Origin of the sequence: Xanthomonas sp. NCPPB 3583, assembly GCF_041475715.2 — a bacterium.
GTDB lineage: Bacteria > Pseudomonadota > Gammaproteobacteria > Xanthomonadales > Xanthomonadaceae > Xanthomonas > Xanthomonas euvesicatoria.
Genome location: NZ_CM191263.1, coordinates 2,028,380 through 2,049,968, shown reverse-complemented (window position 1 = coordinate 2,049,968; position 21,589 = coordinate 2,028,380). Strand labels below are relative to the sequence as shown.

Genomic DNA, 21,589 nt, shown 5'->3' with positions numbered 1-21,589 from the left:
CAGGCCTGATGGGTGCCATCGGCAATTGATTGGCGAAACGGCGTAGCGACGGCCCCGCCCGGCAGCTAGCATTGCCTGCTCGGCGCATCAGCAGGCTTCAATGGCAATGCGCGCCACCCGCGACAGGATGCGACTGCATGACCACCCATGCCCCACCGACGCAGCTCACCCGCAGCGATTACAAAACCCTGGGCTTGTCCGCGCTGGGCGGCGCGCTGGAGTTCTACGATTTCATCATCTTCATTTTTTTCGCGAAGGTGCTGGGCGAGCTGTTCTTTCCGCCCGGTATTCCGGAGTGGACGCGGCAACTGCAGACATTCGGCATCTTTGCGGCCGGCTACCTGATCCGGCCGTTGGGCGGCATTGTGATGGCGCATTTTGGCGATCTGCTTGGTCGCAAGCGCATGTTCGCGCTGAGCATCGGATTGATGGCGCTGCCCACACTGGCCATCGGCGTGCTGCCGACCTACGCGCAGATCGGCCTGGCCGCGCCGCTGCTGCTGTTGACGATGCGCCTGCTGCAGGGCGCAGCCATCGGTGGCGAAGTGCCCAGTGCGTGGGTGTTCGTGGCAGAACACGTCCCCGCGCGGCGCACAGGGCTGGCCTGCGGCACCTTGACCGCTGGCCTGGCTGCCGGCGTGCTGCTTGGTTCGCTGAGTGCCGGCGCACTGAATCGTGCGTTTTCTCCGGAGGAAATCGCCGAGTACGCCTGGCGCCTGCCGTTTTTGGCCGGCGGCATCTTCGGCCTGCTGTCGGTGTACCTGCGGCGCTGGCTGCATGAAACGCCGGTGTTCGCCGAACTGGTCGCCATGCGCGCGCTGGCGCGCGAGACGCCACTGAAGGTGGTGCTGCGCGATCACCCGCGCAGTCTGGCAATGTCGCTCTGGCTGACCTGGGTGATCGCCGCTGCAGTGCTGGTGGTGTCGCTGATGACACCCGCGCTGCTGCAGAGTGCGTACGGCTATCCGGCACCGGTGGCATTGCAGGCCAATCTTCTGGCAGTGCTGCTGCAGGCGATCGGCTCGGTAGTGGCCGGGGCACTCTCGGACCGTTGGGGCAACGGGCGTGTGCTGCTGGCCGGCAGCGTGCTTCTGGGTATCAGCGCATGGCTGTTCTACCGCTTTGCGGGCGACCCGCGCCTGCTGTTTCCGCTCTATGCCCTGCTCGGCGCTGCGCTGGGCGTGCTGGGTGCGATTCCGCGCGTGATGGTCGAGGCGTTTCCACCGGTGGTTCGGCTATCCGGCGTGTCGTTCGCCTACAACCTGGGCTATGCCGTATTCGGCGGCCTGACTCCGCTGCTGGTGGTGATGCTGCTCAAGCAGCACCCGATGGGGCCGGCGTACTACGTCATCTTGCTGGCTTCCATCGGCGCCATGGTTGGCGCCCGGTTATCGCAACGGGAGCGGATCGGCCGCGGTTAATCGGCAAACGGCACGCGCCCGGGCTGCTCCGCCACCGCTCCAGCCGGCGTGCGCCAATGCGGCCGCCGCGCGCCGCGGAACATCACCAGATACAGCCCGACCACCCATACCAGCGCGGCCGACCAGCCGCCCAGGATGTCGGACGGGTAATGCACGCCCAGGTAGATGCGCGAGATGCCCACCAGCAGCGCGAACACGCTGGCGACAATGGTCACCGGCCAGCGCCAGCGCGTGTTCCAGGCCAGCGCGATGACCACCGCTGCCAATGTCATCGAGCCCATCGCGTGGCCGCTGGGAAAACTGAACGTGCTCTCCGGCGCGATCGATTCCCACAAGCTGGGGCGATCGCGCTGGAAAAACTGCTTGGCGCCCATGTTCAACAGCGCCGAGCCGCCGAATCCCAGCGCGGCAAACGTGCCCTCGCGCCAACGCTGCAAGACCAGCAACACCAGCACGATGGCGATATCGGCCGGAATCACGCCGTACTGGTAGCCCGCCTTGGAGATCGCACCAAAGAACGCATCCAGGCCGGGCGTGGCGATGCTGCGCATGCTCCACAGCAGCGGCTCGTCGAAGTAGACATTTTCCAGCGCGTGGACCTCATCGGCCAGGTCCACGAACAGCCCGAGCGGCAGCAGCACCCCGGCAAACAGCAACGCCATGCGCCACGCATTGCTACGCAACCATCCCTTGAACCCGGCCGGCGATTCAGCCGGCGCGGCGGACATAGGTACGTTCGACGTATTGATCGATCAATTCAATGAATTCGTAGGCGATGTTTTCGCCGCGCAAGGTGACGCTCTTTTCGCCATCGATGAACACCGGTGCCGACGGTGCCTCGCCCGTGCCCGGCAGCGAAATCCCGATATTGGCGTGGCGCGATTCGCCCGGCCCGTTGACCACGCAGCCCATCACCGCCAGGGTCATGTTTTCCGCGCCGGGGTTGGTGATCTTCCATTCCGGCATCTTGGCGCGCACATGGTTCTGCACCACGCCGGCCAGCTCCTGGAAGAACTCGGAGGTGGTGCGGCCGCACCCCGGGCAGGCGGTGACCATCGGGGTAAACGCACGCTGGCCGGTGGTCTGCAGCAGTTCCTGCGCCACCACCACTTCCTGGGTGCGCGACTGCCCAGGCTCGGGCGTCAGCGAGATGCGGATGGTGTCGCCGATGCCTTCCTGCAGCAACACGCTCAGTGCCGCCGCCGAGGCCACGATGCCCTTGCTGCCGATACCGGCCTCGGTCAGGCCAAGATGCAGCGCGAAATCGCAGCGGCTGGCCATGTCGCGGTACACCGCGATCAGCTCCTGTACGCCGGACACCTTGGCCGACAGGATGATGCGCTCGCGCGGCAGGCCCAGCTCCACCGCACGCTCGGCCGAATCCACCGCCGAGCGGATCAGCGCCTCGCGCAGCACCCGGCCGGCATCCCACGGGGCGTCGCGTTGCGAATTTTCGTCCATCAGCTGCGCTGCCAGCGACTGGTCCAGCGAGCCCCAGTTGGCACCAATGCGCACCGGCTTGCCGTACTTGATGGCGAACTCGATCAATTGACCGAACTGCAGATCCTTCTTCTTGCCGAACCCGACATTGCCCGGATTGATGCGGTACTTGGCCAGCGCCTCGGCACAGGCCGGCTCGGCAGCGAGCAGTTGATGGCCGTTGTAATGGAAGTCGCCGATCAAGGGCACTTCGATGCCCATCATGCGCAGCTTGTCGACGATGCGCGGAATGGCGGCAGCGGACTCGGCATTGTTGACGGTCAGGCGCACCATTTCCGAGCCGGCGCGCCACAGATCGGCGACCTGCTTGACGCTGCCGGCGATGTCGGCGGTGTCGGTGTTGGTCATCGACTGGACGACGACCGGATGGCCCCCGCCCACGGTCACGCTGCCGATCTTGACGGCCTGGGTGATGCGACGCGGCCAGGCGGTGGCGTCGGCGGGAGGGGTTGGGCGGGTCACGGCGTCATGCATCGCGCTATTTTAGCCTGTCCGCCGTGCGCTCACAGCTGAAGCGAGAGGCGCACCGATCTCTAGAGCGTGTGATGTACGTTGAGGTGAGTGCGAAGCGTCCGGTGGCGCGTCGAGACAGGGCGTGCGCTGCGGCCCAGGATGGACGCCTGGGCAAGGCGCGCAACGCGGTATCGGCGCGCCACAGGACGCTTCCCGGAGGGTTGGCCGCCAGCGGAACGCAGCGGGCGGCCAACGCATCTCATCTCAACGTGCATCACACGCTCCAGGCCGATGCGACGGTTTGTCGCAGGCCACCATCTTCCCAAGCGCATAGCATTGCCGTGATGAACAGCTCCGACGCTTCCTTCCTGCGGACCCTCTGCAGCCTGCGCTGGCTGGCCACCGCCGGCCAGGCCGCCACCATCCTGGTCGCCACCGGGCTGATGGGCCTGAACCTGCCGCAGCAACCCCTATGGGCCGGCGTAGCCGCGTTGGCGGTCTTCAACCTGTATGCGCAGCTGCGTGTGGCGCACCGCGGCGCGGTGAGCCCGGCCACCGAGTTCGGCCACATCCTGGTCGACGTGACGGTCCTGACCTGGATGGTGGGCTGGAGCGGCGGCATCGCCAACCCGTTCGGTTCGTTGTTCCTGGTGCTGATTGCGCTGGCCGCGTTGGCGCTGCCGCTGAGCTGGGCGATGGCGGTGGCGGCATCGTGCGTGGCCGGCTATGTGATCAGCGCAGCGTTCGGGCTGCCGCTGCCTTATGGCGGCTTCGACCCGCTCAGCCTGCACATGTGGGGCATGGCGGCCAACTTCCTGCTGTCCACCGTGGTGGTGCTGGCGTTCGCGACACGGCTGGCTTTTTCCATGCGCGAGCGCGAACGCGAGATCTCTACCTTGCGTGAGCGCTTTGCGCGCAACGAAGGCATCGTGGCGCTGGCCACGCACGCAGCGTCGGTGGCGCACGAATTAAACACGCCGCTGGCCACCATGACCCTGCTGGTGGACGACATCGCCGACCAGTGCGAGCAAGGCGAATTGCGCGAAGACCTGGATACCTTGCGCGAGCTGCTGGTGCAGTGCCACGAACGCGTCCTGGCCTTGGCGGCACCTGCCGACAACGGCCATCTGAGCCGCGAGGTGGCCGTGAAAGAAGTGCTGGAACAATGGCGCCTGGTGCGCCCCACCATCGAACTGCGCCGCAACGAGGACGCGCCCATGCGCCTGATGCTGCAGCCCGGCGTCAGCCACCTGCTGATGGTGTTGCTCAACAACGCCGCCGATGCCGGCGAACGCGTCGGGCGCCCGCAGATCGATCTGACGCTGCGGGTGGAACACGACCATCTCAGCGGCGAAGTACGCGACTACGGACCCGGCTTCGACACCGCGCAAGCGATGCTGCCGGGCACGCTGTTCAATAGCGGCAAGCACGACGGCATGGGCGTGGGGTTGGCGCTCTCGCATGCCACTGTCGAACGCCTGCAGGGCGAGTTGTGGATGCTGCCCGCCGAAGGCAGCGGCGCGCGCGTCGGTTTCCGTCTGCCGCTCTCCGACCACGAGGCACTCGCATGACAAGTCCCCCGATCCGTACCGGCCTGCTGGTCGACGACGACACCTTGTACCTGCGCACGCTGCAACGCAGCCTTGCACGCCGCGGCGTGGAAACGCTCACCGCCACCGATGCGGCCAGTGCGTTGTCCACGGCACGCAGCGCGATGCCGGACTTTGCATTGATCGATCTCAAGCTCGGCCACGATTCCGGCTTGAGCCTGATCCAGCCGCTGCGCGAGATCCGCACCGACATGCGCATCCTGCTGGTCACAGGGTACGCCAGCATCGCCACGGCGGTGGAGGCGATCAAACTCGGCGCCGATGACTACCTGCCCAAGCCGGCCAATATTCCCACCATCATGCGGGCGCTGGGCGAAGAGGATGACGAGTTGCCAGAGCCGGACGAAGAAGAAAGCGCGCAGGAAATGATGACGCCGCTCAGCCGCTTGCAGTGGGAGCACATCCAGCAGGCGCTGCACGAAACCGGCGGCAACGTGTCGGCGGCCGCGCGCCTGCTGGGCATGCATCGCCGATCGCTGCAGCGCAAGCTGACCAAGCGCCCGAGCCCGGGGCCGTTACGCTAGCCGTCCCGCCCTGTCGCCGAAGCCCGCGCGGCACGGACGCTGGGTGGGGAGGCTGACAAGGACGCACCTGCAAACGCGTTCCGCGCCCGTGTGCCGGCCCTGTAGCGGCGCGCAGACCGACCGCGTTGCAGTGCCCTTGTGCGTGCCGAAAAACTACCGCGGCCGACTGCAGGACTTCATCTCACAACGGGCCGAACACGCTTGCCCGACGCGAGGTTGCTGTGATGCCGTCGGCGCCCAGGATCAAGTTGCGCCCCCAGGTGCTCAGTTGTGCCGCATTCCAGCCGATCGCGATATCCAGCGACTTCGTGCTGCTGTCGTTGCCCGACCATGACCAGCCCATGTAGCCAACGTTGTAGTCGCGCGCGCGGCGCATGATCGCCGCTTCGTCCACATGCGCACCGCGATGGTCGCCACCGAATTCGCCGATCACCAGCGCCAGCTTTTTATTGTTGAAGGCGCGCAAGTAATTGTTGATCGTGGCATCGCTGCCGAACACTTCGTACATGTGCACGCTGAACATCAGGTTGCGGCGGCTGTCGCGGGCCAGCAGCACAGCGGCGTTGTCGCGCATGTAGAACTGCCAGTCCTGGCCCCAGTTGGGCGCATCCACCATCAAGGCGTGGGTCAATCCATTCTTGCGCAAGGTGGCGATGGCGGTGGCATGGCCGTTGACCCATTCGCTGGCAGTTAGGCTGTTTCCGAACGGTTCGTTGGCGATATTGATGACCACATGGTCTTCGTTGCCGATCAGCGCCTTGCGGATGCCGATCCAGTAATTGGTCGCATTGACCAGATTCGCAGCGGCGGTGTCTTCGCCGTAGCCGGTGGTGTCGTGGACCTCCAGCACGGCGATCAAGCCCAGGCTTTTGCAGCGCGCGATGATGCGGACCACATCGGCCTCCGGTGTGCGCGTCCAACGGTAGCCGGAACTGAGCACGACGCGCACGCTGTTGGCGCCGGTGGCCGCGATGGCTGCCAATGCCGCATCGGTGCGGCCCGCATACCAGGCATGCGGAAGGTTGACGCCGCGCAGCACCAATGCGTTGCCATTGGACTCGCGCAACTGCGTACCGGACACCGTGAGCCCTGCATGGGCGGCAGACGACAGCGCCAGACCGGCGACGACGAGGAGCGTGCGTTGTGCAAAAGACAGCAATGAATTCACGATGATTCCAAAATAGAAATGACAAGAGCCGCGATGGCGAAACTCACAGCGCGAGTGAAGACTGTGTCAATTCGTGACACGCATAAGGCGAATGCACATCACAAAAGCAGACATCGGCGAAAGAGCATTGGCTGCATGCGCGATGCAGATGGTTGCGTTGCGTCGGCACCGCTGCGGTCAAAAGGTGATCGGCAGCGCGCGCGGGATATTTAGGCGCTGCCACCGGACCACACATGCGCCTTGCGCGTGGGTGTTGGCACGCATTCCAGCCCCGGCAGACGGCGTACGGCCTGCGACAGCGCCGCGCAGAGGGCCTTGGAATCGCGTGCGACGCGCGTCTGGCGCGGACACGGCACTGTTCATGCATCCCAACGCGGCCTGGGCCGCGTGCTGCAACTGAACGGCGCCAATCATCGCCAATCAAGGGATCACGCTTCAGGCCGATACGAGCGCATGCCTTCCCTGCCTGCCTCTGTCGCGTCTCTTCTTCCGCCCACGCTCGACGAGTCCACCCGGCTCGAGGTGCTGCGCGGCCTGTGCCTGCTGGATTCGCCGCCAGACCCGGTGTTCGACACCGTGGCCGCCATGGCCGCGCGCAGCCTGGACGCGGAAATTGCGTTGGTATCGCTGGTGGACGAGCACCGCCAGTGGTTCAAGGCACGCATTGGCCTGGAAGCGCGCGAAACGCCGCGGAGTCAGGCGTTCTGCGCGCATGCGATCCGCTCGGACGAAGTGATGGTGGTGCCGGATGCGCGGCTGGATCCGCGCTTTTGCGACAACCCGCTGGTGCTAGGGCCGCCGTTCATTCGCTTCTATGCCGGCGCACCGCTGAAGCTGCGCGATGGCCATAGCATCGGCACCTTGTGCGTGATCGGCACCAGCCCGCGCGAGGGACTAGATGCAGCAGCAATCACGCAACTGGAAGGCCTGCGCGACCTGGCCGTGCTGCGCGTGGAAAACCTGCGCAGTACCACCTACCGCGATGGTCCGACCGGGCTGCCCAACCGCGCGCGCTTTAGCGAAGACCTGGATACCTGGCTGTCGCAACGCGACACTGCACCGGCCACCACGGCGGTGGCCATCGATGTCTGCGGCAGCGATTATTTCCGCGATATGGTCAAGGCGCTGGGCTGGGAATACGCAGACGGCTACGTCGCCCTGGCACAGCGTCGCCTTGCCGCCTATCTGCCCGGCGGCACCCTGTTGTATCGGTTGGACCCGACGACCTTCGGCTTCCTGGCGCAGGCGGAAGGCCAGCGTCTGGCCACGCTATGCACCAAGGTCGCCAAGGCGTTCACCGAGCCCTTGGAACATCAGGGCATCCCGCACACCGCGGTGGCTTCGATCGGCGCGGTCTCGCTGCAGTCCAGCTACGGCGCCGCCGATACCATCCGCTCGCTGACCACCTCGGTGGATATTGCGCGCGAGCGCTGCCTGCCGTGGAGCCTGTACGAGCGCAAGCACGATGTTGCCCAGCGCAATACCTTCCGCCTGCTCGCCGCCCTGCCCGCGGCCCTGGACAGCGCCAGCCAGCTGCGCCTGCATTTTCAACCGCGCGTGGATCTGCACGACCACCGCTGCGTCGGCGTGGAAGCCTTGCTGCGCTGGCAGCACCCGATGATCGGCCCGGTGGTGCCGTCGGATTTCATTCCGATGGCCGAGAAAACCGCGCTGATCAACCGCATTACCGCCTGGGTCATCGACAACGGCATCGCGCAGGCAGCGCGCTGGCAGCAGCAAGGCCTGGACTTCAACCTGGCCTTGAACGTGTCGGCCGCCGATCTGGATCGCCCCGGCTTTGCCGGCCTGCTGCGGCGCGGCCTGGATCGTCACAAGCTGGACCCGCGCCGGCTGGAAATCGAATTCACCGAAAGCGCGATGATTCGCCACCCCGACCACCTGGCCGAACAACTGGCCGCCATTGCAGCGCTGGGCGTGCATATCGCCATCGACGACTTCGGCACCGGCTACAGCAATTTCAGCTATCTCAAGCAGCTGCCGGCCAGTTCGTTGAAGATCGATCAATCCTTCATCCGTTCGCTGCCGGACAGCCGCACCGACCGCACCCTGGTGCCGGCGATGATCCAGCTTGGCCACAGTCTGGGCCAGCGCGTGGTGGCCGAAGGCATCGAATCGGCGGAAGCGTACGCGCAATTGCGCGCCTGGGGCTGCGACGAAGGCCAGGGCTACTGGATCGCCAAACCGATGCCGGCCGCCGCGCTGGAAACCTGGCTGGAAACGCCGTGGCACGAGCAACATGCCGCGCCGGTCAACCTGCTTGCCGCCAGCTTGGCCGCGGCACGCGTCTAAGCGCAGCCGGCACACCAACCGCGTCCACCACTCGGCGGCGCAGGCGGTACTTGAGTGGCATCTGCCACGCGGGCGCAGTGGCTGCTGCGGGCCATCCAAACGCGCTTGACGAGGGCTCGCGCCGCCGAAACGGCAGGCTGTCAACGCAGCGCGGCGCGACACCGAGGTGCCGCGCCGCGTTTCAAGACATCACTGCTTACCAGAACACGGTGTACAGCACGATCAGAATTGCGATCACGCCCGCCGCGCCGATCTTGAAGCCGGGCGTGGTGCCGTAGGCAACGTCGTTGGTACGGATCAGATCGCGTGCCTGGGTGGCCGGCGTCAGCAACGACACCACCGCCGCCAACACCAGCGCGGCCACGAACACCACGCCGATGCGGTCCATGAACGGCAGTTCGGGCCAGGCGAACTTGAGCGCGAACGACAACACCACCGAGCCGATCGCCGCGGTGAGTGCGCCGGCTTCGTTGGCGCGCTTCCAGAACAGGCCGAGCATGAAGATCACCACCACGCCGGGAGTGAAGAAGCCCGTGAATTCCTGGATGAACTGGAAGCCCTGATCGAAGTTGCCCAGCAACGGCCGCGCGGTGAGGATGCCGATCAGCACCGACAGCGCGGCCACGATACGGCCTACGCGCACCAGCTGTTTCTGCCCGGTCTGCGGGCGGAACTTGGCGTAGAAATCCAGGGTGAAGATCGTCGCCACCGAATTGATCTTCGAGGCCAGCGAGGCCACGATCGCCGCAACCAACGCGGCAAACACCAGGCCCAGGATGCCGGTCGGCAACAGCTGCATCATGGTCGGGTAGGCCTGATCGGGCTTGGCCAGATCCGGCGCCAGCACCACCGCGGCAATGCCCGGCACCACGATCACCAACGGCATCAGCAGCTTCAGGAACGCGGCAAACACCATGCCCTTCTGCGCCTCGCCGATGTTCTTGGCCGCCAGCGCGCGCTGGATGATGTACTGGTTGAAACCCCAGTAACTGATGTTCATCACCCACAGCCCGCCAAGCAGCACGCTCAGGCCCGGCAGATCCTTGTAGAACGGGTTGTCCTTGGTCAGAATCATGTGGAAGTGCTCCGGGTGCGCGCTCCACAGGTGCTGGAAGCCGGCCAGCACGCCGGCACCGTCGCCGATCCGCGCCAGGGTCAACCCGGCCACCAGCAGCCCGCCCAGCACCAGCAGGGTGACCTGCACGATGTCGGTCAGCGCCACCGCCTTCAGCCCGCCGTAGAGCTGGTAGACCAGCGCAAACACGCCGATCAGTGCCAGCGCCAGGGTCTGGTCCATACCGGTGACCTGGCTGACCGCGATCGATCCCAGCCACAGGATCGAGGTGAGATTGACGAACACGTACAGCAGCAGCCAGAACACCGCCATCAACGTGCGGATCCACTTGCCGTAACGCTGCTCCAGAAACTGCGGCATGGTGTAGATGCCATTGCGCAGGAAGATCGGCAGGAAGAACTTGCCGACGATCAGCAGCGTCAGCGCCGCCATCCATTCGTAGGAGGCGATCGCCAGGCCGATCGCATAGCCGGAACCGGCCATGCCGATGATCTGTTCGGCCGAAATGTTCGCCGCAATCAGCGAGGCGCCGATCGCCCACCACGGCAGCGACTTGCTGGCCAGGAAGTAATCCTCGGCGCTCTTGCTGTGGCCTGCCTTCTCGCGCGAGACCCACTGCGCAAGCACGAAGATGCCGGTCAGGTAGACCAGCACGATCACGATATCCAACGTCGCCAAACCCACTGCACTCTCCTGTCTGGCTCTGGGATGTGCATCGAACGCCAGACAGGCCTGCAGAATGCCGCCGCAACGCACGGCGTGCGTCACGGCAGCGCGGCGAACCGCAGCTGCAGGCCATCCCGGCCAATCGACGCGCGCGTCCCGCGGCGGCTGATGACACCACCGATCAGGGTGGCCGCTATACCGCGCCGCCAGCACTGGCGACGCGCCTGTTTCATCCGATCTCCCGCAGGCGCGCCTACGCCTGCGGGAATGCTGCTTACTTGACCGGGCAGTCGACGGTAACTTCGGCTTCGTTGAGCGCACCCAGCGCCACCTTGGACACCGACAGGTCCAGCGCGGCGGCGCTTTCGATGCTGGCGACCTGGGTCAGCTTACTCACATCCGCACCGGCCACTGCAAAGCACTTGAGCGGCACGCCGACGACTTTCCACTGGCCTTGCGGCAGCGCGGCCAGGGTCTTGCGCACATCCACGCGACCACCGCACTTGTCGCCACAGCCCACGCCCAGCCACACCGGCGCGGTCACGGCGCTGTCGCGGCGCAGGGTCAGCTGCAACTGCACATCGCCGTTGCTCTCACGCGAGACGTCCACCGGCTTGGCGGACACCAGCAACACGCTGGAGGCGGTGCTGCCGGACCACACCAGACGGCGCGCATCTTCCTGCGCCTTGTGATCGACTGCGCTCATCTTCAGGCTGCCATCGGACAGGCCCACCGGCAGCGTGGTTGCCGGCATGTTGGCCTGGCCGGCGTTGGACAGCTGCATCGCGATACCCAGTGCCGGCTTGCCGCGCACGAAGTACATCCCGCCTACCGACTGCTCGCCGGACACGCCCGACTCTTCCGGCAACGCCGCCAGGTCGCCCTTGTCGGCATAGGTCAGGCCAAAGCCGAACTTGAACTGCGGGTCGTAGTCCTTCTGGCCGACGTTGTTGGCGAACTGCACCGCGGTCTTGGGCCAGGAGAAGCTGAGCTTGCCCTTGAAGTCGTTCTGCACCGAGCCATCGGCCTTGCGCAGCAGCACATCGGCAATGCCCTCGCCTTCGGAACCCGGCAACCAGGCAGCGACGAACGCGTCGGAGGCGTTGATGTACTGGTTCATCCACAGCGGACGCCCGCTCAGGAACACCGCCACCACCGGGATGCCGTCGGCCTTGAGCTTCTTGATCAGGGCCAGTTCGCTTTCATCGCCCGGCTTGTACAGCAAGGTAGCGATATCGCCCTGGAATTCGGCGTACGGGTTTTCGCCGAACACCACCACGGCCACGTCCGGCTTGGTCTTGTAGGCGCCGTCCACGGCCAACTCGGCGCTGCCGCCGGCGGCCTTGATCTGCTTGTCCAGGCCTTCCCAGATGGTGGTGCCGTTGGGGTAGTCGCTGCGCTTGGTGCCGGTGCCCTGCCAGTTCAGGGTCCAGCCGCCGGACTGCTTGCCCATGTCGTTGGCGCCATCGCCCACCACCAGCACGCGCTTGGTCGGATTCAGCGGCAGGATGCCGGCCTGGTTCTTCAGCAGCACCAGCGACTCACGTACCGCCTGGCGGGCGATCGCACGGTGTTCGGGTGCGCCAAGCAATTCGTACTTGCCACCGAGTGGGCGCTTGGACGGCTTGCCGGCCTCGAACAGGCCCAGGCGCATCTTCACACGCAGGATGCGGCGCACGGCATCGTCCAGACGCTCGGCCGAAATCTGGCCGGACTTCACCGCCGCCAGTTCGGTTTCGTAGATACCCTTCCAGCTGTCGGCGGCCATCGCCATGTCGACACCGGCAATGAACGAGGCCGGGCAGTTCTGGTTGGTGCAGCCCTTGACCTGGCCGTGGCCATTCCAGTCGCCGACCACGAAACCGCCGAAATTCATCCGGCCCTTGAGCACGTCGGTCAGCATGACCTTGTTGCCGTGCATCTTTTCGCCGTTGAAGCTGTTGAACGAGGCCATCACGCTCTGTGCGCCAGCGGCAATCGCAGGCGGATAACCGGCAGCGTGGATATCGCGCATGGTGGCTTCGGACACCTTGGTGTCGCCCTGGTCCTTGCCGTCGGTGGTGCCGCCATCGCCGACGAAATGCTTCACCGAGGAAATCACGTGGCTGCCGTCCAGGAACTGCGGCGTGCCCGGCACGCCCTGCACGCCTTCGACCATCTTGCCGGCAAAGCTGGCCACCACGTCCGGCGATTCGGAATAGCCTTCGTAGGTGCGGCCCCAGCGGTCGTCCTGCGGCACGGCCACGGTGGGCGCGAAGGTCCACTCCATGCCGGTGACGCGGGTTTCGGCAGCGGTGACTTCGCCGATCTTCTTGATCAGGTCCGGGTTGCGCGTGGCGCCCAGGCCGATGTTGTGCGGGAACAGCGTGGCGCCGACGATGTTGCTCTGGCCGTGCACCGCATCGATGCCGAAGATGATCGGAATCGCGTTGCCGCCCTTGGAAGTGTCCATCGACGCTTCATAGAACGCGTCGGCCAGCTTCAACCATTCGGCCGGGCTGGCGTTGTACTTGCCGCCCGGATCGGAATTGCCGCCGGCCAGCACCGAGCCGATGCGGTACTTGCGCACGTCATCCGGGGTCATGCTGGCGATATCGCCCTGGATGGTCTGGGCGACCTTCTCTTCCACGCTCATCTTGGCCATCACATCGGTGATGCGCTGCTCCAGCGCCGCGTCCTGCGGGAACGGCCACTTCGGCGACGGCCACTGATCCGGATGGATGGCGGTCGACGCCTCGGCAGGTGCGGCGGCCGGGGCGGTCTTGCTCGCTTCGGCAGCAGTGTCCTTGCCTTGGCAGGCGGCCAGCATCAGCACCGCCGCAGCGGTGGCCAGGCAGAGGGCGCGACGCGCGACGGGCGCGGCGGTACGACGGAGCAGCTTGTCCAAGATTCGTTTCTCCAGGGTGGTTCTCCCACGGCGACGCGTTGCGCCGCAGGCCATTAGGCGGCGTACGCTTGCGTGATTCCCCTACCCTGTCAACCACAGCTGCCCGTATGCCGAATACCGGGCAACTTATTGGCCGCGGCTATAGCATTGGAATACCGGCAGCACCTGTGAAACCGCGCAAAACCACCCAATCCGCTGCCGCGTCTGACAGCGCGAGCAGATGCACTTTGCTGCATCGCACCACCCGCCGGTCTGACCAATGCGCAGCATCGGCGTGTCAAGGGAACCTGGCAGCGCTCGCTTGCCACGACACGTTCGAACCCAGGCCAACGGGTGAGCCTGCTGTCAAACAAGTGTCATACCAGCGGCCTAGCGTGACCGGCTTGGCGATGCGCCATTGCCATCGTCGATCGTCGCCTTTGCCTGGAGTTTCGATGTCCCCCTCCCCCGACCCCTCCCGTCGTCGCCTGATGCAATTGCTGGCGGCCGTTCCCCTGTTGCCGCTCGGCAACGCCAGCGCTGCCGCCCTGCAACAGCTTGGCGGTGCGGCGTGGGCCGCGCGCCCGTTGCGGCCATCGGAGAACCCGACCCGCCTGGTCTCGGCCACCTTCCACGGCATGCCGGCGCCGAGCCTGGCCGACCCGGCGGCAATGGCCACCACCACGGTCGGTTCGGCACTCAGCGTGACCCGCAGCGACGGCAGCACGCAGCGCTACGCACTGGCCTACCACCCCTTCTTCATCACCGGCGATCAGGTGCCGGACGGCAACGGCGGCACCGTGCTGGCTGGCGGGTACTACGACATCCAGCATCGCCCGATCATCGACCGCTCCAAACCCGGTGCCGAACGTCCGTTCTTTTCCGATTGCCCGGACGGCTCCTCACTACTGACCCTGCCCAATGCCAAGGTGCCAGGCGTCAAGGGCAACCACGTGTTCGCAGTGGTGCAGTTCGAATACACCACCCGCGACCAGGCCGGCAACGACACCAACCGTCACCTGCCTGCGCCGATCGCCGTGTTGACGCTGGATCAGGACCCGGCCACCGGCAAGCTGTCGCTGGTGAAGTACCACAACGTCGACACCGCACCGGTCCATGGGCTGTGGACCACCTGCGGCGCCAGCCTGTCGCCGTGGAATACCCACCTGTCCAGCGAAGAATACGAGCCCGATGCCACGGCATTGGCCGGCAACACCCAGTTCCGCAGCTACAGCACGCATCTGTACGGCGACCCGAATAAAGCCAATCCGTACCACTACGGCCATCTGCCGGAAATCACCGTGCACCCGGACGGCACCGGCAGCGTGCGCAAGCACTACTGCCTGGGCCGCATCTCGCACGAGCTGGTGCAGGTGATGCCCGACCAGCGCACCGTGCTGATGGGCGACGACGCGACCAACGGCGGGCTCTTCATGTTCATCGCCGACCGCAAGGCCGATCTCTCCGCCGGCACGTTGTATGTCGGCAAGTGGCACCAGACCTCGGGCATCGGCCCGGGCGCGGCCACGCTGCGCTGGATCAAGCTCGGCCACGCCACCAGTGCCGAGATCCAGGCCATGGCCGACCGCCTCACCGCCGCCGACATCCTCGACGTGCACCTGAGCGACCCGGGCGATGCCTCGTTCACCAAGATTCCGTTCAACGGCACCTTCAACTGGATCCGCATCAAACCCGGCATGGAGAAGGCTGCCACGTATCTGGAAACCCATCGCTATGCCGCGCTGGCCGGCGGCAGCCTGGGCTTCACCAAGCTCGAAGGCACCACCGTCAACGCACGCGACAAGGTCGCCTACATGGCGATGTCCTACATCGTCACCAGCATGCTCAACGGCTCGGGCGATGTGAAAGTGCAGGGTCCGGAAGCTGGCGCGGTGTACGCCTTGAACCTGCGTGGCGGCCAGCGCGACAGCCAGGGCGCCCCGATCCACAGCGATTGGGTGCCGATCGACATGGCCGCCCCGGCTGCCCTCACCGGCCACAACCTGGCCAAGGCCGACGCACTAGGCAACCTGGCCGACCCCGAACGGATCGCCAACCCGGACAATCTCAAGTTCTCCGAATCGCTGCGCACCTTGTTCATCGGCGAAGACAGCAGCCTGCATGTCAACAATTTCCTGTGGGCCTACAACGTGGACAGCGGCACGTTGACGCGCGTGCTGTCGGTGCCGGCCGGCGCCGAATCGACCGGCCTGCATGCCGTCGACGAGATCCACGGCTGGACCTACGTGATGAGCAACTTCCAGCATCCCGGCGACTGGGAAAGCCCGCTGCACGACACCGTCAAGGCCACGCTGGATCCGTTGGTCCGCGCCAACTACAAGGACCGCTTCGGTGGAGCGGTGGGTTATCTCACCGGCGACCCGATGGCCGTGCAGTTGAGCAAGGCGTAAGCGCTGCCGTTTCCAGTTGCGGCGCTGCATGACGCGACAGCCGACACGTGCAGCGGGGCATTCCCGCTGCTGTCGCAGACCGGTAGGAGCGCGCACGGGCACGAGGAGCGTTGCCGATGTGGCCTGTCGCGCGCCGCTGCGCTCCTACGGGTACGGTCGATGGGTCTCTGGCTACGTCGGTGAGACGGATCTGACGCACGTGCCTGAGTGCGCCGCTCAGCACTGCCGTAACTCCAGCGCCGTCATCACGATGGGCTTGGCCCAATCGGGTACCTGTGCCAATTCGTCCGGCGTCTGCGGGTATTGCAGGCCGCTGCGGTCCAGTTCCAGTACCAGCATGGGCGATGCCTGACCCGCGGCATCGGCCGGTGCGCTGTTGTCGTAGACATGCAGCACGGCCAGATCGGGCAGCAACGCGATCAGGTTGGCGCGCGAGGCATCGTAACGCTCGCGGATCTTGTGTTCGGGAATGGCATGTCCGCCAGCCGCAACCCGCGCCGCCACGCGCTCGATGTGCAGCTCCACCGTCGCCAACCCGCAGAACCAGACCGCCACCGTGTGCTGGGCGCAGGCTTCGCGCAGCAGGCGCGGAATGGTCGTCGCGCCCAGCGTGGTTTCGAAGGCGAAATCGCTGTTATCGGCCATGGCCTGGCGCAGCCGCCGTACGCCTTCCTGCCAGGCCTGCGCGTTCGCTTCCGCAGGCGCCCAGCCCTGCTCCACCAAGTCCCTGGTGAAGGCGTCCGGGTTGAACCAGGTGGCGCCGTCCTCTTGCAGAAAACGACCCAGTAACGAACTCTTGCCTGCGCCATTGACGCCAGCCAGCACCAGAAGATTGCCCATCGCTTACAGCGACGGGCCCAAGGCGACCTTGCGGCCGCGGCGTGCCGGCGTGGCGATCGCCCTGGCCACGCCCGCACCCTCGGTCGCTGCGGCAAGATGCGCGTCGAACTTCGCCTGCAAAGCCTGCAGCGACTGCGCGCGCGCCGAGGTTGCGGCCGCCGCACTCGCCTGATTGACCAGGCGCCGATACGCCTCGGCATCCACCACCACCGCTTCGGGATGATTGTGGTTGGTGATCACCACCGCCCCGTGCGAGCGCACCTTGCGCATCAGGCTGGGCCAACCTTTTACCTTGATGTCGGCAGCGGGGGATTTTTCGAGATCGGGCAGATCCTGGAAGCGCGACATGGGGGCAGTCCGGGCGGAGTGTTGGCGATCAGCCTACTCTCCAATTCCCAATTTAGGAAATTTGTCCATTTTGACCTCAACGCAGTCGGCCACGTCGTCCAAAACAAGACGGGGCCCGCAGGCCCCGTTCTCTATCTGTACGATGCGCAACTGCTCAGCCGCGCAACTTGCTCAGCAGCTCGCGTGTCACCGGGTCGGCCACATCGGCCGCTTCGCCCTTCAGCGCCGGCAGCAACTGGCTGGCCAGCTGCTTGCCCAGTTCCACGCCGAACTGGTCGAACGCATTGATGCCCCACATCACCGATTGCACGTAGACGCTGTGCTCGTACATCGAGATCAGCCCGCCCAGTGCCTGCGGAGTGAGCGCATCGAGCAGGATCACCGTGCTCGGGCGGCCGCCCGGGTAGCTGCGGTGCGGGTCGCTGCTGTCCTGGCCGTTGGCCAGCGCCTCGGTCTGCGCCAGCACGTTGGCCATCAGCGCGACATGGTTTTCCGCGTACGGGTCGTCGTTGTGCACGGTGCCGATGAAATCGGCCGGCACCACGCTGGTGCCCTGATGCAGCGCCTGGAAGAAGCTGTGCTGTACATCGGTGCCCGCGCCGCCCCACCACACCGACACGGTATCGCTGTCCACCGCCGAGCCGTCGAGCTTGACGCGCTTGCCCAGGCTCTCCATCACCAGCTGCTGCAGGTACGCCGGCAGCAGCGCCAGGCGCTGGTCGTAGGTCATCACCGCGTGCGTGGCGCTACCGAGCAGGTTGCGGTTCCACACTGCGGTCAGGCCGTGCAACACCGCGACGTTTTCTTCCAGCGGCGTGTTGAGCACATGTGCATCGAACTGCGCGGCGCCTTCCAGCAGTTGTTCGAAACGTTCGAAACCAATGGCCAATGCAATCGGGAAACCCACTGCCGACCACAGCGAGTAGCGCCCGCCCACCCAATCCCACATCGGCAGCACGCGGCCCGGTGCGATATCGAAGGCCTTGGCGGCGCGCTCGGGGTTGGCGCTGACTGCGTACAGCCGCTCGCTGCCACCGAGCCAGGCATGCAGGATGCTGCCGTTGAGCAGGGTTTCCTGGGTGCCGAAGGTCTTGGAGATCAGGATGCCGGCGGTGCGTGCCGGATCCAGCGTGGCCAGCGTGCGCTGCATCGCCGCACCGTCGACGTTGGAGACGAAGTGCACGCGGAACCGCGCCCCACTCACCGGACGCAGTGCATCGGCCACCAGCCGCGGACCCAGGTCCGAGCCACCGATGCCGACACTGACGATGTCGGTGACCTCGGTCGCTTCCAGCTGCTGGATCAACGCACCCATGCGTTGGCGCACTTCTGCAGCGGTGGCGTAGGCCTCCGATGCCACGGGCGCGTCGGTCAAATCGCCGCGCAATGCGGTATGCAAGGCCGCGCGTTGTTCGGTGACATTGACCTGCTCGCCACGGAACAGGCGCTGGAACGCGCCGGCCAGATCGCGCTCGCGCGCGATGGCGAACAAGGCATCGAGCGCGGCGCGGTCGTACTTCTGCCGCGCGAAGTTGAAATACAACGGACCGACTTGCCTGGCGTACTGCGTGGGCCGCTGCGGCTCGGCGGCAAGCAATGCGGGGATGGCAGCGCCGCGCAGGCGCTGGGCGTGGGCGTGAAGCGCGTCGAATCCGTTGGTCTGTGTCATGCGGCCTGCGTGGGGATGCTGTGGTTGGTGTGGGAGATCGCGTTGTGCGCGTTCACATATACCAGATTGGGCTTGAAGGTCTTGGCTTCGTCTTCGCTCATGCTGGCGAACGCCGCCACGATGATCAGATCGCCCACCTGCACGTGACGCGCTGCGCCGCCGTTGAGCGACATGATGCCGCTGCCCTCTTCGGCGCGGATGGCATAGGTGCTGAAACGCGCACCGTTGGTGACGTCCCAGATATGGACCTGTTCGAATTCGCGGATGCCGGTCGCTTCCAGCAGCAGGCCGTCGATGGCGATCGAGCCTTCGTAGTTGAGCTCGGAATGGGTGACGGTGGCGCGGTGGATCTTGGCTTTCAGCAGGGACAGATGCATGGACGGAAGGCAACGACAAAAGGAAAGCCGGCATTTTAGCGGAAAGCGCCCGCCCCCACCGGATTGCGCGGCCGCCGGTGGTGAGGGCTTCAGGCCCGCGCAGCGCGAACAAACGCGCGCCCCCGTTCGCTGGCGCTCCGGACCGCTCAGACGCCGCATCGCTGCGTCGGCCTGCTCAGAATTCCAGGTTGTCGATCAGACGCGTGTTGCCCAGGCGAGCCGCGATCAAGGCCACGCGCGCGCCGGTGTAGCTGTCGCCCGGCTCGCTGAGGTCAGGCAGCCGCACCACCGCGTAATCGACCCGGAAACCGGCCTGTTCCAGCGCTTGGCTGGCGGCATCTTCCACCTGCGCACGCGGCGTGCCGGCGGCGTAGCTGTCGCGCATCTGCAACAGCACCTTGCGGATCGTGGCCGAGATCGGGCGATCTTCCGCCGACAGATACTGGTTGCGTGAACTCATCGCCAGGCCATCGGCCTCGCGCACGATGCTGCCGCCCAAAATTTCGATCGGAAACGCCAGGTCGGCCACCATCTGCCGGATCACCGCCAACTGCTGGTAATCCTTCTTGCCGAAGGCGGCCACGTCCGGCTGCACCTGGTTGAACAAGCGCGCCACGACGGTGCACACGCCATCAAAATGCCCTGGCCGGCACTCGCCTTCCAGCACATCGCTGACACCGGGCGCGTGGATCGGCGTAGCCAGCGCGGTGCCGAGCGGGTACATGGTGTCCACATCCGGCAGCCACAGCGCATCGCAGCCGGCATCTTCCAGGCCGCGCAGGTCGGCCTCGGGCGTGCGCGGGTAGCGCGCAAAATCTTCATTCGGGCCGAACTGGGTCGGGTTGACGAACACGCTGGAAACCACGCGGTCGGCGTATTGGCGCGCCAGCATCACCAGCGAATAATGCCCGGCGTGCAGGTTGCCCATGGTGGGCACCAGCGCCACGCGCAGGCCCTCGCGCTTCCAGCCATTGACCAGGGCGCGCAATGCGGAAAGATCGGTCAGGGTCTGGATCATGCGGCGTACGCGTGCTCTGCATCGGGAAAGCTGCCGTCGCGCACGGCCTGCGCATAGGCGCGCACCGCGCCGGCGACCGAGCCGCCTTCGGCCAGGAAATCCTTGACGAACTTGGGCCGGCGGTGGCCACTGTCCAGCCCAAGCATGTCGTGCATCACCAGCACCTGGCCGTCGCAGCCGGGGCCGGCACCGATGCCGATGGTGGGAACGCTAAGGTCGGCGCTGATCTGCGTGGCGATCGGTGTCGGCACGCATTCCAGCACCAACAAGCTCGCACCGGCATCGACCACCGCCTGTGCGTCACGACGCAGCTGCTCGCCAGCTTCGCCGCGGCCCTGCACCTTGTAGCCGCCAAACCGCAGCACCGATTGCGGAGTCAGGCCCAGGTGCGAACAGACCGGGATCTCGCGCTCGACCAGGTAACGGATGACTTCCAGCTTGTGCCCGGCGCCTTCGATCTTGACCATTTCCGCGCCGGCCTGCAGCAGCTGGGTGGCGGCATCCAATGCACGTTCAGGGGTGGCATCGGCTTGGAACGACAGGTCGGCCACCAGCAAGGCGCGATCGAGCGCACGGGCCACCGCGGCGGTGTGGTAGACCATGTCGGCGGTGGTCACCGGCAAGGTGGAATCGTGCCCCTGCACCACCATGCCGAGCGAATCGCCGACCAGGATCAGGTCCACGCCATGGGCGTCGAAGGTGCGCGCGAAACCGGCGTCGTACGCGGTCAACATGACCAGTTTTCGACCCTCGCGCTTGGCCTGCGCCAAGGCGGGCACGGTCCAGGGCTTGCTGTCGGCGTGGCTGCTCATGAAGTCATTACGTGGGGTGATAAGCCGGCCATTATCTACCCAATCGGCTCCAGCCCGCAGGTATCGATGGCGTGCAGGGCGCGCCGCACTGTTCCATGCCCCGGAATGATCGCCTCTGGCGCCAGCTCCGACAGCGGCAGCAGGGCGAAGGCGCGCGCGTGCAGATGCGGATGCGGCACCTGCAGCTGCGGCAGGTCGATCACCTGGTCGGCGTACAGCAGCAGGTCCAGGTCCAGCGTGCGCGGGCCCCAGCGCTCGCCGACGCGACGCTCGCGGCCGAACGCCTGTTCGATGCCCAGCAAGGCCTCCAGCAACGGCAGCGGCGCAAGATCGGTGCGCAGCTGGGCCACAGCATTGATGAAATCGGGCTGGTCTTCGCGGCCCCAGGCCGGCGTGCGATACAAACGCGAAGCGGCGATCAGCGTGGTCTGCGGCACGACGCCCAGCGCGGCGATGGCCGCGCGCACGCTGGCCTCGGCCTGGCCCAGGTTGGCACCCAGGCCGACAAAGGCGGTCTGCAT

At 65.9% G+C, this 21,589-nt stretch carries 18 protein-coding genes; 5 read left to right on the top strand and 13 right to left on the bottom strand.

From position 1 onward, the window contains the following. Positions 1 to 137 precede the first annotated feature (137 nt). Entirely contained in the window at positions 138 to 1,421 is a 1,284-nt protein-coding gene (locus ACCQ07_RS09175) for an MFS transporter (protein ID WP_372363998.1), read from the top strand. Here ACCQ07_RS09175 and ACCQ07_RS09170 read toward each other — a convergent pair. Further along, positions 1,418 to 2,149 (bottom strand): phosphatase PAP2 family protein, encoded by a 732-nt coding sequence (locus ACCQ07_RS09170; protein ID WP_008571247.1) that lies wholly within the window; start codon positions 2,147 to 2,149, stop codon positions 1,418 to 1,420. The genes ACCQ07_RS09175 and ACCQ07_RS09170 overlap by 4 nt on opposite strands. Beyond that, positions 2,130 to 3,395 carry a flavodoxin-dependent (E)-4-hydroxy-3-methylbut-2-enyl-diphosphate synthase gene (ispG, locus tag ACCQ07_RS09165; RefSeq protein WP_209262039.1) on the bottom strand — a complete coding sequence of 422 codons (1,266 nt, stop codon included), beginning with the start codon at positions 3,393 to 3,395 and terminating at the stop codon, positions 2,130 to 2,132. The genes ACCQ07_RS09170 and ispG overlap by 20 nt, the downstream gene beginning before the upstream one ends. Before the next feature lie 323 nt (positions 3,396 to 3,718). On the opposite strand from ispG, the gene ACCQ07_RS09160 reads away from it, so the two are divergent. Continuing rightward, a complete protein-coding gene (locus ACCQ07_RS09160) occupies positions 3,719 to 4,945 on the top strand; it encodes an ATP-binding protein (protein ID WP_008571249.1) in 1,227 nt (408 codons plus the stop codon). Beyond that, positions 4,942 to 5,508, top strand: coding sequence for a response regulator transcription factor (locus tag ACCQ07_RS09155; protein ID WP_011347151.1), 567 nt, complete (start codon positions 4,942 to 4,944; stop codon positions 5,506 to 5,508). The genes ACCQ07_RS09160 and ACCQ07_RS09155 overlap by 4 nt, the downstream gene beginning before the upstream one ends. Before the next feature lie 181 nt (positions 5,509 to 5,689). Here ACCQ07_RS09155 and ACCQ07_RS09150 read toward each other — a convergent pair whose 3' ends face one another. Further along, the gene (locus ACCQ07_RS09150) at positions 5,690 to 6,676 is read right to left on the bottom strand and encodes a cellulase family glycosylhydrolase (RefSeq protein WP_033478414.1); all 987 of its coding nucleotides are present in this window, start codon (positions 6,674 to 6,676) and stop codon (positions 5,690 to 5,692) included. Positions 6,677 to 7,129: 453 nt separating this feature from the next. On the opposite strand from ACCQ07_RS09150, the gene ACCQ07_RS09145 reads away from it, so the two are divergent. Beyond that, entirely contained in the window at positions 7,130 to 8,986 is a 1,857-nt protein-coding gene (locus tag ACCQ07_RS09145) for a putative bifunctional diguanylate cyclase/phosphodiesterase (protein WP_277570094.1), read from the top strand. Between the two features lie 196 nt (positions 8,987 to 9,182). Here ACCQ07_RS09145 and ACCQ07_RS09140 read toward each other — a convergent pair whose 3' ends face one another. The 3 genes from ACCQ07_RS09140 to ACCQ07_RS09130 all read right to left on the bottom strand — a co-directional run bounded on the left by ACCQ07_RS09140 (position 9,183) and on the right by ACCQ07_RS09130 (position 13,614). Continuing rightward, the gene (locus tag ACCQ07_RS09140) at positions 9,183 to 10,745 is read right to left on the bottom strand and encodes a sodium/sugar symporter (protein ID WP_014090020.1); all 1,563 of its coding nucleotides are present in this window, start codon (positions 10,743 to 10,745) and stop codon (positions 9,183 to 9,185) included. Between the two features lie 80 nt (positions 10,746 to 10,825). Next, positions 10,826 to 10,960: a hypothetical protein gene (locus ACCQ07_RS09135; protein ID WP_008571254.1), complete on the bottom strand. Its 135-nt coding sequence runs from the start codon at positions 10,958 to 10,960 to the stop codon at positions 10,826 to 10,828. A gap of 41 nt (positions 10,961 to 11,001) precedes the next feature. After that, on the bottom strand, positions 11,002 to 13,614 hold the full coding sequence (locus ACCQ07_RS09130; protein WP_218489422.1) for a glycoside hydrolase family 3 protein: 2,613 nt from the start codon (positions 13,612 to 13,614) through the stop codon (positions 11,002 to 11,004). A 434-nt stretch (positions 13,615 to 14,048) separates the two neighbouring features. Here ACCQ07_RS09130 and ACCQ07_RS09125 point away from each other — a divergent pair, with 434 nt between their 5' ends. Further along, positions 14,049 to 16,004, top strand: a complete 1,956-nt coding sequence (locus ACCQ07_RS09125) for a PhoX family protein (protein ID WP_033478420.1) — start codon at positions 14,049 to 14,051, stop codon at positions 16,002 to 16,004. Positions 16,005 to 16,220: 216 nt separating this feature from the next. Here the strand turns inward: ACCQ07_RS09125 and ACCQ07_RS09120 are convergent, their stop codons facing one another. The 7 genes from ACCQ07_RS09120 to folK all read right to left on the bottom strand — a co-directional run bounded on the left by ACCQ07_RS09120 (position 16,221) and on the right by folK (position 21,589). Next, complete coding sequence (locus tag ACCQ07_RS09120) at positions 16,221 to 16,844, bottom strand: ATPase (RefSeq protein ID WP_008571257.1); 624 nt, start codon at positions 16,842 to 16,844, stop codon at positions 16,221 to 16,223. 3 nt (positions 16,845 to 16,847) lie between these two features. After that, positions 16,848 to 17,192, bottom strand: a complete 345-nt coding sequence (locus ACCQ07_RS09115) for a type II toxin-antitoxin system prevent-host-death family antitoxin (protein ID WP_008571258.1) — start codon at positions 17,190 to 17,192, stop codon at positions 16,848 to 16,850. Between the two features lie 154 nt (positions 17,193 to 17,346). After that, entirely contained in the window at positions 17,347 to 18,861 is a 1,515-nt protein-coding gene (gene pgi / locus ACCQ07_RS09110; protein ID WP_031422349.1) for a glucose-6-phosphate isomerase, read from the bottom strand. Next, a complete protein-coding gene (gene panD, locus ACCQ07_RS09105; protein ID WP_008571260.1) occupies positions 18,858 to 19,238 on the bottom strand; it encodes an aspartate 1-decarboxylase in 381 nt (126 codons plus the stop codon). The genes pgi and panD overlap by 4 nt, the downstream gene beginning before the upstream one ends. 175 nt (positions 19,239 to 19,413) lie before the next feature. Beyond that, positions 19,414 to 20,256 carry a pantoate--beta-alanine ligase gene (panC, locus tag ACCQ07_RS09100; protein ID WP_011347142.1) on the bottom strand — a complete coding sequence of 281 codons (843 nt, stop codon included), beginning with the start codon at positions 20,254 to 20,256 and terminating at the stop codon, positions 19,414 to 19,416. Next, entirely contained in the window at positions 20,253 to 21,068 is an 816-nt protein-coding gene (panB, locus tag ACCQ07_RS09095) for a 3-methyl-2-oxobutanoate hydroxymethyltransferase (protein ID WP_008571262.1), read from the bottom strand. The genes panC and panB overlap by 4 nt, the downstream gene beginning before the upstream one ends. Positions 21,069 to 21,103: 35 nt before the next feature. Beyond that, entirely contained in the window at positions 21,104 to 21,589 is a 486-nt protein-coding gene (folK, locus tag ACCQ07_RS09090) for a 2-amino-4-hydroxy-6-hydroxymethyldihydropteridine diphosphokinase (RefSeq protein WP_372363997.1), read from the bottom strand.